Source organism: Bradyrhizobium sp. SHOUNA76 (genome assembly GCF_023006445.1).
In the GTDB taxonomy this organism is placed as follows: domain Bacteria; phylum Pseudomonadota; class Alphaproteobacteria; order Rhizobiales; family Xanthobacteraceae; genus Bradyrhizobium.
In genome coordinates, this window is sequence record NZ_JALBHA010000197.1 from 1 (window position 1) to 10,498 (window position 10,498).

Below are 10,498 nucleotides of genomic sequence, written 5' to 3' on the forward strand. Positions count from 1 at the left end.
CGACGGTCTTGCCGGCGGCGATGTCGGCATCGATCGCGCGCGCTTTCGCGCGGGCGCGATCGGCGGTGACATCGGTGAAGGAATTGAGGACGGTGTCGTGCTGCTTGATGCGCGCAAGCGCGGCTTCAGTCGCATCGAGCGCGGACATCCTGCGGGCCGCGACCGCGCTGGCGATCTCGGCGGCCGTCATTTCTGGCTTGGTGGTCATGACAGCATCAAACCGTGAAGATCGGCGCCGGCTCGGTCTCGTCCGGCAGCGCGAATTCGTCGACGAGGCGGGAAAGGCGCAGCGACACTTCGAGGTTCGCACGCACCGCGGGCCTCCAGGCCTCCTCGACCGGCAGCGCCAGCGCTTTCGATACGGCGTCGATATAGTCGTCCAGGGGTTCGGCCATCACTCTCTCAAGCTGATCTCAGTGCACCGGCAACGGCGGATGCGGGATCGCCGTCAGCAGTTCCTTGGTGTAGTCGTCCTTGGGATCGCCGAGCACCTGCTCGGAAGAACCCTCCTCGACGATCCGTCCCGCCCGCATCACAATGACACGATCGCACAACAAGCGCACCACATTCAAATCATGCGAGACGAACAGATAGCTCATGCCTAGCCGCTGCTTCAGGTCCTGAAGCAGGTTGAGCACCACGGCCTGCACCGAGACGTCCAGCGCCGCCGTCGGCTCGTCCAGGATAACGAGCTTTGGATGCAGCGCGACCGCACGGGCGATGCCGACGCGGGCCTTCTGGCCACCGGACAATTGGTGCGGGAAGCGGTCGAGCAGGTTGTGCGGCAGGCCGACCATGCTCGCGAGTTCCTCGCAGCGGGCCCGCAGCGCGTCGCGTCCTCTGATATCCCCCAGCTGCATGATGGGGTCCACGATGGCGCGCGCGGCGGTGAAGCGCGGGTTCAGGCTGTCGGTCGGATCCTGGAACACCATCTGGATGCGACTGCGCTGCGGCAGCCGGGCGAAGGCTGACGGTGCGATGGCGGAGATGTCCTCGCCCTCGAACTGGATCAGGCCGGAGGTCTGGTCCAGGAGCCGCATCACCATCATCGACGTCGTCGATTTGCCGCACCCGGACTCGCCGACGAGGCCGACGCTCTCGCCGTGACCGACCGCGAAGCTGATGCCGTCGACGGCGCGGAACACGTCCGGCTCCACCGGCGGCTTGCGGCCGAACAGTTTTCCGAGCACGGCGGTCGCGCCTTGGCGGGGGTATTCCTTGACGAGCTTGTCGACGACGAGGAGGGGCTTTGCGTTCTCGTCGCTCCCGGGCTTGACCCGGGGATCCATCGACTGGGGGGAGTCTTGCGAAGCGGGATGGATGGCCGGGTCAGGCCCGGCCATGACGACCGGCGATTGAGACGCGTGAGCATCCTCCTCCGGCAGCAGGTCCCGCAACGACACACCGAGCCGCGGCGTCGCGCGCATCAGCTTCTTGGTGTAGGGGTGCTGCGGGTTGGCAAAAATGTCGGCGGCTTTCGCGGTCTCGACCACGCGGCCCTTCTCCATCACCACGACGCGATCGCAATAGGCCGCCGCGAGGCCGAGATCGTGGGTGATCAGGATGGTCGACATCGCCTTGCGCTTGGTCAGCTCGACGATCAGATCCATCACCGCCTTCTGCGTGGTGACGTCGAGACCGGTGGTCGGCTCGTCGGCGATCAGCAGCTGCGGATTGCAGGCGAGCGCGAGCGCGATGACGACGCGCTGGCACATGCCGCCCGACAGCTCGAACGGATAGGCGTGATAGCGCTCGCGCGGGCGGGCGATCTTGACCTGCTCCAGCGCCTCGATCGCCTTCTCGCCGTGATCTCTGACCTGGGCCTGCTGCACATGGGTGCGCAGCACGTCCTCGATCTGGTCGCCGACCTTGCGGATCGGATTGAGGGCGGCGCGCGGGTTCTGGAAGATCATCGAGACTTCGCGGCCGCGCAGGTCGCGCATCTGGTCCTCGGTCGCGGCCTTGACGTCGATGCCGGAGAACATCACCGAGCCCTCGGCGATCCGCCCGGCGCGGTCGAGGATGCGCATCACCGCATAGGAGGTCACGGACTTGCCGGAGCCGGACTCGCCGACGATGGCCAGCGTCTCCCCCTTGGCGACGGAGATATTGACGTGCTGCACCGCTTTCACGATGCCGCGGCGGGTGGTGAATTCGACGGTGAGGTCCTGAACGTCGAGCAGGGGCTGGGCGGTCAAGCGGGCCTCCCGATCAAAAAACGCGAAAACAACCCCATGCACAGTAGAATGGGATTGGAATCGTTGGGGAATTTCGGCCGGAATTTTACGTGTAAGGCGGGCACCGGCCTCTCGCTCCCTTCCCCCTTGCGGGGGAGGGTTGGGGAGAGGGGTGGCCCCGGGAGAGGTCTGAGTTCGTGGCTACCCCTCTCCCTGCCCCTCCCCCGCAAGGGGGGAGGGAATGAGAGAGCAGTGCCCACCTTACATGCCGCGTTGATTACCTCGCCCTGAGCACGCACCATCACGTCCTCCGCTGGGGGTCGACGATGTCGCGCAGGCCGTCGCCGAGGAGGTTGAAGCAGAACACCGCGATCATCAAAGCAAGGCCCGGGAAGAGCGCGATCCACCATTCGCCCGACACCATGAAGCCGGCGCCTTCGGCGACCATGATGCCCCATTCCGCGGTCGGCGGGCGGACGCCGAGGCCGATGAAGGAGAGGCCGGCGGCGTTGAGAATGGCGTAGCCCATGGTCAGCGACATCTGCACGATCATGATCGGCATGATGTTCGGCAGGATATGCACCAGCAGGATACGGAATTCGCCGTTGCCGGACAGGCGCGCGGCCTGCACGAAGCCGGCGTTGCGGCGGACATTGGCTTCGGCACGCGCGACGCGGGCATAGAGCGGGAAGTTCACGATGGCGGTGGCCAGGATGATGTTCTGTACGGTGTTGCCGAGCGCGGCGACGATGCCCATCGCCAGCACGAACAACGGAAAGGCCATGATGGTGTCGGCGATGCGGCCGACGATGCGATCGGTCCAGCCGCCGAAATAGCCCGCCGCGATTCCGGCAAGGCCGCCCATCAGGAACACCAGCGCGACCGAGGCGACCGCGATGAACGTGTCGAGCCGGGTCGCGACGATGACGCGGCTGAAAATGTCGCGCCCGAGCTGGTCGGTGCCGAACCAGTGCGCCGCCGACGGCGGCTTCAGCGATGCGGCGGTGTCGGACGCCAGCGGATCATACGGCACCACATAAGGGCCGAAGATCGCGGCGATGAGGATCAGGATCAGCAGCGCGAAGGCGAAGCCCGTGACCTTGTTCTCGCCGAGCACGTAGCGGGTCTGTTCGAGAACGGCAGCGAGTCCCGACGTGCGGGCGGGGCCGACGGGTTCAACAGCAGGCGCAACGGAGCTCATGACTTCACTCCTAAGCGTTGGGATGACCGGACGAGCCTCGAGCTCGCTTTAGCTCTCCCGCTTGCGGGAGAGGTCGGCGCAACGCGCCGGGTGAGGGTTCTCTCCTCTTGGGGGTTCTCGATTGCGGAGACACCCTCTCCCCAGCCCTCCCCCGCAAGCGGGGGAGGGAGCGCACCGTCCGCCCAGCTCGCACCAGACGCGTTCATCATGCGCTAGCCCTCCAACCGGACGCGCGGATCGATCACGCCATACAGTATGTCGATGATCAGATTGAGCAGCACGTACATGACCGCCATTGTCAGCACAAAACCCTGCACCGGCGCGAAATCCGACGAGATCAGCGCTTCCACCGCGTAGGAGCCGATGCCGGGCCAGGCGAACACTTTTTCGACCAGCACGTTGGCCCCTAACAGGAACGAGAACACCATGCTGAGCGTGGTGATGACGGGCAGCATGGCGTTGCGAAAGGCGTAGGTGACGATGACGGTCGCCGGCGACAGGCCGCTGGCGCGCGCGGTGCGGACGAATTCGGACGCCAGCACCGCCAGCATCGAGGCGCGCGTCATGCGCGCGATCGGCGCCAGCGAGAAGATCGCGAGCGTCGTTGCGGGGAGGATCAACTGGCTCAGCGCGGAGCGGAACGCCTCGAGGTCGCGCGCGATCAGCGTGTCGATCAGATAGAAGCCTGTGACCGTCGGCGGCGCGCTGTAGAACACGTCGAGACGGCCGAGCGGCGCCGGCGACCAGCCGAGCCGGAAGTAGAAGACATAGACCAGCACGAGGCCAGTGAAGAACACCGGCAGCGACACGCCGGCCGTCGTCGTGACCCGGCAGAGATGGTCGATCCATGATCCCGGCCGCGTCGCCGCGAGCACACCGAGCGGAATCGCGATCGCGACGGAGACGATGAGGCCGAGCAGCGTCAGCTCGGCCGAGGCCGGCAGGCGGTTGCGGATCTCGGCCGCGACCGGCTGACCCGTGGTGAGCGAATTGCCGAAATCGCCATGGGCGAGGTCATTGGTGTAGCGGAAGAACTGCTCGATCAGCGGCTTGTCGAGACCGAGTTTTTTCCGGATCTGCTCGACGGCTTCCTTCGTGGCGGCGGGACCGGCGAAGTATGCGGCGGGATCACCGGGCAGCGCGCGCGTCAGCAGGAAGGTGACGATGACGACGCCGATGAGGGAGGGGACAGCGAACATCAGGCGCTTGCCGATCATGGTCAGCATGGGGCGCGCTCCGTTCGCGCGAATGGCGAATGGCGAGTGGCGAATAGATGTTCACGACCGATAGCCTGCATTCGCCACCCCCTATTCGCTATCCGCCATTCGCCCCGCTCACCCCTTCGCCAGCGCGCGATAGTCCAGCCTCCGGTGGAACCAGTATTGGTAGCCGCTGATGTTCTTCTGCATCGCGACGTTGACGAACGGCTGGTACAGCGGGATGCGCGGGATGTCGGTGAAGGCGAGATCGACGAAGCCCTTCACGTCGGCATCGTAGGCCGCCTTGTCGCCGGTCGCAGCGGCCGTGCGCGCGCCGTCGATCAGCTTGTCCATCTCCGCCGACTTGTAGCTCATGGTGTTGAAGACGGAATTGTTGCCGTGATAGCACCAGTAAAAGAAGTATTCGGGGTAATCGAGCCAGCCCGAGAACACGTTGGTGAAGAGCGGCATCTCCTTCTTGTTCAATTCAGTGCGCCAGTTGGCGCCGGGCACCTTGTTGATGGTGGTCTTGATGCCGATCTGCGCGAGGCTCTCCTGCACCAGCACGCAGAGCGGCTCGTTGACGCCGGCGAAATTGAGGTCGAACGAGATCGTGGTCTCGAAGCCGTTGGCGTAGCCGGCCTCGCTGAGCAGCGCCTTCGCCTTCTCGATGTCGGTGTCGTATTTGTGCGGCTGCGGCCAGGCGATCTCGGTCGGCTTGTCCTTGGCCGCACCGAACATGGGGTTGGCGAGGCCAAACATCACCGCGTCCATGATCTTCTGGTAGGGCAGCGCGTAGGCCACCGCCTGACGCACCTTGGGATTGTCGAACGGCGGCTTGGTGACGTTCATGCCGATATACTGGATGCCGTTGGAGAACGGCAGCGACACCACGTTGAGCTTGCCGTTCGCCTTCATCTCCTGGAAGTCCTTGTTCGGCAGCTCGTAGGAGATGTCGGCATCGCCGCGCTCCAGCAGCGCGCGGCGGTTGCCGGCCTGCGGCACCATGCGCCAGATCACGCGCTTGATCTTCGGCAGTGGACCGCAGACCCAGTCCTCGTTGCGCTCCATGATGACTTCGGTGCCGGCGGTCCACTTCGTCACCTTGTAGGCGCCGGAGCCCGCGGTCTGCTGCTTGGTGAATTCGAGGCCCCAGGGATCCTTCTCGCTGGCGTTCTTCTTCACCAGCTCGGAGTTGACGATGCAGGGCACGATGACGGCGAGATCGGGGATCGTCAGCCTGTCCTTTTTCAGGAAGTCGACGCGCACGGTGTAGTCGTCGATCACGACGAACTGCTCGGGTTTTGTGAGAGAGCCCGCGCTCATCTGGAAGGTCGGAAAGCCGCCGACGCTGACAGCGCGGTCGAGCGACCATTTCACGTCCTTGGCGGTGACGGGCGCGCCGTCGTGGAATTTGGCGTTCTTGCGCAGCTTGAAGGTGACCGACATGTCGTCGATCTTGAAGTCCTCGGCGAGCTCGCCCTTGAACTTGTCGCGGTCGTAATAGGGCACGCCGCCGGGGCCGACCTTCATCTCGTGGCTGATCAGGCGGTCGTAGCAATTCCACGACACCTCATAGCCGGGCACGTTGGTGCCGATGCCGTGAATGTCGAGATTGTTCGGTCCGCCCTCCGAGACGATCAGCAGCGTCTCCGAGCGCGCGTCGGCATAGGCGGTGGAGATGACCTGTGGCATCGCCGGAAGCGCCGCTCCGGCGGCCAATCCGGACACGGACTTGAGGAAATCGCGGCGCTTCATGAAATGGCTCCAACGCAAAAGGATTTGGTTGGAACTGGATTCGCAAGGTTTGTGCCAAGGCTTAGGGAGGCGATTTATTTGGTATAAATATCTGATATTAAAAGCTATTATTACAGTTTTGCTGTTCTGGAGGTCGGGCAGAATTGCATACAAAGGGAGGCAATTGCGTAAAAATTAGGCTGCATAATTTGAAAGCCCATTGGGAAGGCGACGGCTGGGATCCTCGGCGCCGAGCCGTAGCGGCAGGCCTCGGCTGTCATTCCGGGGCGATGCGCAGCATCGAGCCCGGAATCCATCGGGCCACAACACGGGGGCGACAATGGATTCCGGGCTCGCCGCTCCGCGGCGCCCGGGAATGAAGGTGAGCCGTGGAGCGCTCACACCGCCCAGATCAGCTCCTGAAGCGCAACCAGATCATCCGCCTGTTGCTGCCAGCCCTCGATGCAGACGTGCGCGTTGAGGTCGCTGGCGCGGTGCAGCAGCATCAGCGCCATGAGCCGGCGCTTGAGCGCGAAATCGGGTCTTGAATAGCCAAAGCCTTCGAGCAGGCTACGCACCCTCCCCGGCCGGCCCGCTGCCATGAACGCGCTGGGCCCGAGCAGGTCGTAGTCGCGCCATCCCGCCAGCACGTCGCCGAAGTCGAATAGCCCGGCGAGCGACCATTGGCCGTCGTCGCAGGCGAGCAGGAAGTTTTCAGGAATGTATTCGCCGATCAGCATCACCGGCGGTGCATCCATCGGAATCAGTTTTTCAGCGTCATGCAGGAGATCGTCGAGGCCCCTAAGGAATTTCGCGGCAAGGCCAAGACGCTCGTGCCTGGCACGGCAACCCTGCATCTGCTGGCGCATAAAGTCGTCCCAGCGCGGCTCGATTTGCGCCAGCGGTCCGAGCGGGACACGCTGCACGGCGGCGATGGTCTCGCCGATCTGGCGCAGCGCGCGCTCCTTCTGGTCTTCCGGCAGAGAAGGCCACACCTCCGAGCCGAGCGTGCCGGCAAGACGCGTGATGACGAGATAGGGCCAGCCATCGCGCACGCCTTCGGCAACGATCTCGGGGATCGGCAGGTCGAGATGGCCTTTCAGCTGCGCCAGCGAGCCGCGCTCGGAGACGAATTGGGCTGCGAGCCGCGGCGGAAAGATCTTCAGGATCAGTTTCTCACCGAGCCCGACCACGAGATTGGTGCCGGTCGCGAACACATGCGGCGAGCCGACATCGAGACCGTGGCCGCGCGCGATATCGAGCGCGATCGGCAGCCAACGCGGCGCATCGGAGCGGAAGGCGCGGAAGCTTTGGGCGTCGGCGAGCTGAGGGAGTTGTTGCGATGGCTGGATGGTCATTCGCACTCGCTCGCGCGAGGCGGCCCTGTTTGATTCAGTGCGAGCCCAGGAAATGGTGCACCTCTCCCGCTTGCGGGCGAGGTCGCGCCGAAGGCGCGGGTGAGGGTTTTCTCCTCTGGGGGACTGTCCCATTGCGGAGACACCCTCTCCCCAACCCTCCCCCGCAAGCGAGGGAGGGAGCACATCTCGCTGGCGGCCACAGCTAGGCTCATTCGCAATACGCTACCGCTCCGGGCTTGCGCGCTCGAACTGGCGGAGGATCTTGTTGCCGCGCTCGACGGCGGAATCGAGCGCGGCTTGCGCGCTCTTGTGGCCGGCGAAGGCCTGCTCCAGCTCGTCCTCGATCGCGCCGCGGATCAGGACGAACGAGCCGAGCCGGACGCCCTTCGAATTCTCCGTCGGCGGATGCAGCGTGATCTCCTCGAACGAGATCGCCGAGCCCGGATTGCGCTCGTAAAACCCTTGCGACCGCGTCAGCTCGAAGGCGGCGCGGGTCACGGGCAGATAGCCGGTGTTCTGATGCCAGGCGGCCTGCACACCGGGCTGCGACAGATAGGCGAAGAACCGCGCCACGCCCTTGTATTCCTCGCGCGGCCGATCGCGCAGCACCCACAGCGTGGCGCCGCCGATGATCGAATTCTGCGGCGCGCCTTTCATGTCGGGCCAGTACGGCATCATGCCGTAGCCGATATCGAACTTCGAATTCGCTCTTATGTCGGCGCGCGTGGCCGAGGAGCCGATGAAGATGCCGCACTCGCCCTTCTGGAAGCGTGGCTCGGCCGATTGGCCGCGGCCGCTATAATCGAACAGCTTGGTCTTCTGCCACTCGCTGAGCGCTGCGATGTGATGCACGAGCGATGGATTGTTGATGGTCAATTCCGCATCCAACCCGGCAAAACCGTTCGCGCGGCTCGCCAGCGGCAGATCGTGGAAAGCGGAGAAATTCTCGACATGGATCCAGGACGGCCATGACGTGGTGAAGCCGCAAGGAGCGCCACGGTCGCGCAGCCGCTTTGCAGCCAGCCCCAATTCCGGCCAGGTCTTCGGCGGCGTCTCCGGATCGAGGCCCGCGTCGCGGAACATGGTCTTGTTGTAGTACAGGATCGGCGTCGAGGAATTGAACGGGAACGACAGCAGATTGCCGGCTGCATCGGTGTAATAGCCGGAGACCGCGGGCAGGTAATCGGCCAGCGAGAACGGCTCGCCCTGGTCCCGCATCAGGCTGAACACCGGATAGATCGCGCCCTTGGCCGCGGTCATGGTGGCGGTGGCGACCTCGTTGACCTGGACGATCGCGGGCTGGCTGCGCGAGCGGAAGGCGAAGATCGCGGCGGTCACCGTCTCGGTGTAATTGCCCTTGTAAGCAGGCACGATGCGGTATTCGGACTGCGAGGCGTTGAAGTCCGAGGCCAGTTTCTCGAGCTGCCGCCCGAGTTCGCCGGACATGGCGTGCCACCAGGCGATGTCGGTGGCGGCACGCACGGGAGCCGCCAACGAGAGAGCCACAAAGGCGGCGACGAGCTGCAAAAGGCGCGATGCTGAAGTCACGATGGCTCTTCCCGTGCCGCGCGACAAACGGCGGACGACCTTGCTTACGGCGCGGCATATTTGGTTTCAACCCGGAATGCGCGCCGGCCGCGCCGCACAATCGCTGCCTCGGCGCCGGCGGGATGGCCTTCCCCCGACCATCTGCTAGATTGCATTGAACCTTTTGCTCCCGCCATAGACTCCACCACTGAGGGGTTGAGTGTGCCAGTGCTAAGCCGTGCCGAACTCTCGCGGACCGGGGTGATCTTCGTCGCGCTTCTGCTCGCCGCAGTCTCGATAGGCTTGCGCGCGACGGGCGCCGTTGCGCGCGAATTTCGCGCCGCCGACACCCAGACCGAGGATTACCCGACCGTCCAGGCGCTGCGCTACATGGGCGCCCTGGTTGCCGAGCGCTGCGGCGGGCGCCACGAGATCAAGGTGTTCCACTCCCGCCAGCTCGGCGAGGAAAAGGAGACCATCGAGCAGACCCGGGCCGGCGCGATCGACCTCAACCGGACCAACGTGGCGCTGATCGGCAATTTCGTTCCGGCCATGAACGTGCTCGCCATGCCGTTCCTGTTCCGGTCCATCGAGCACATGCAGAAAGTGCTGGACGGGCCGATCGGCAGCGAGATCCTCGGCAGTTTCGAGCCCTACGGGTTCGTCGGGCTCGCTTTCTACGATTCCGGCGCGCGGTCGATCTACAACGGTGTCCGCCCGGTGAGGAATATCGCGGACCTCAGGGGATTGCGGATCCGGGTGCAGCAGTCGGAGTTGATGAGCCAGATGATCCGTTCGCTCGGCGCCGAGCCGGTCGAGCTTCCTTACGGGCAGGTGCTCACCGGGCTCACCAACCATCTGATCGACGGCGCCGAAAACAACTGGCCATCTTTCGTGACGACAGACCATTACAAGCATGCCGGCTACCTTGCGCTCACCGAGCACACGATGAGTCCCGAAGTGCTGGTGATCTCGCAGAAGGCCTGGCAGAGCCTGTCGCCGGACGACCAGACCATCTTCCGGGAGGCAGCGCAGCGCTCCAGCCGGTTCATGCGCGAGAAATGGCGTGACCTGGAGGAACAGTCGCAGCGCAAGGCGCAGGAAGCGGGCGTCACCATCGTCAGGGATATCGACCGCAAGCCGTTCGAGGACGCCATGGCCGCGATCTACGCCAAGGCGGGGCGCGATCCCGCCGCGGCCGCGCTGATCGAACGCATTCGCAAGGTGGAGTGAGCCGCGTTGGCTGCACTTGGACATCACGAGCACGCAGACCGGCCGTCCGGCCCGATCGGGCGGCTG

8 protein-coding genes and 1 pseudogene are annotated in these 10,498 nt (G+C 64.7%); 1 reads left to right on the forward strand and 8 read right to left on the reverse strand.

The window, feature by feature from the left end; translation table 11 throughout:
* The 8 genes and pseudogenes from MOV74_RS20215 to ugpB form a co-directional block, all read right to left on the reverse strand.
* Positions 1-208, reverse strand: a pseudogene (locus tag MOV74_RS20215) (AtzE family amidohydrolase); the annotation flags it as partial.
* Between the two features lie 7 nt (positions 209-215).
* Positions 216-395, reverse strand: a complete 180-nt coding sequence (locus MOV74_RS20220; protein ID WP_246925989.1) for a DUF4089 domain-containing protein — start codon at positions 393-395, stop codon at positions 216-218.
* 18 nt (positions 396-413) lie between these two features.
* Positions 414-2,198, reverse strand: coding sequence for an ABC transporter ATP-binding protein (locus MOV74_RS20225; RefSeq protein WP_246925992.1), 1,785 nt, complete (start codon positions 2,196-2,198; stop codon positions 414-416).
* Positions 2,199-2,478: 280 nt separating this feature from the next.
* On the reverse strand, positions 2,479-3,378 hold the full coding sequence (locus MOV74_RS20230; RefSeq protein ID WP_246925994.1) for an ABC transporter permease: 900 nt from the start codon (positions 3,376-3,378) through the stop codon (positions 2,479-2,481).
* Positions 3,379-3,590: 212 nt separating this feature from the next.
* A complete protein-coding gene (locus MOV74_RS20235; protein ID WP_246925996.1) occupies positions 3,591-4,604 on the reverse strand; it encodes an ABC transporter permease in 1,014 nt (337 codons plus the stop codon).
* 108 nt (positions 4,605-4,712) lie between these two features.
* Entirely contained in the window at positions 4,713-6,335 is a 1,623-nt protein-coding gene (locus tag MOV74_RS20240) for an ABC transporter substrate-binding protein (protein ID WP_246925997.1), read from the reverse strand.
* Positions 6,336-6,712: 377 nt separating this feature from the next.
* Positions 6,713-7,672, reverse strand: a complete 960-nt coding sequence (locus tag MOV74_RS20245) for a phosphotransferase (protein WP_246925999.1) — start codon at positions 7,670-7,672, stop codon at positions 6,713-6,715.
* Positions 7,673-7,894: 222 nt separating this feature from the next.
* Positions 7,895-9,199 (reverse strand): sn-glycerol-3-phosphate ABC transporter substrate-binding protein UgpB, encoded by a 1,305-nt coding sequence (ugpB, locus tag MOV74_RS20250; RefSeq protein ID WP_246926003.1) that lies wholly within the window; start codon positions 9,197-9,199, stop codon positions 7,895-7,897.
* 222 nt (positions 9,200-9,421) lie between these two features.
* On the opposite strand from ugpB, the gene MOV74_RS20255 reads away from it, so the two are divergent.
* Entirely contained in the window at positions 9,422-10,432 is a 1,011-nt protein-coding gene (locus MOV74_RS20255) for a TRAP transporter substrate-binding protein (RefSeq protein WP_246926001.1), read from the forward strand.
* The last annotated feature ends 66 nt before the right edge of the window (positions 10,433-10,498 follow it).

Bases quoted from the DNA above. Each gene is read 5' to 3' on its own strand.
- MOV74_RS20235 (WP_246925996.1), bottom strand. From the start codon at position 4,604: ATGCTGACCATGATCGGCAAGCGCCTGATGTTCGCTGTCCCCTCCCTC.
- MOV74_RS20220 (WP_246925989.1), bottom strand. From the start codon at position 395: ATGGCCGAACCCCTGGACGACTATATCGACGCCGTATCGAAAGCGCTG.
- MOV74_RS20240 (WP_246925997.1), bottom strand. From the start codon at position 6,335: ATGAAGCGCCGCGATTTCCTCAAGTCCGTGTCCGGATTGGCCGCCGGA.
- MOV74_RS20245 (WP_246925999.1), bottom strand. From the start codon at position 7,672: ATGACCATCCAGCCATCGCAACAACTCCCTCAGCTCGCCGACGCCCAA.
- MOV74_RS20230 (WP_246925994.1), bottom strand. From the start codon at position 3,378: ATGAGCTCCGTTGCGCCTGCTGTTGAACCCGTCGGCCCCGCCCGCACG.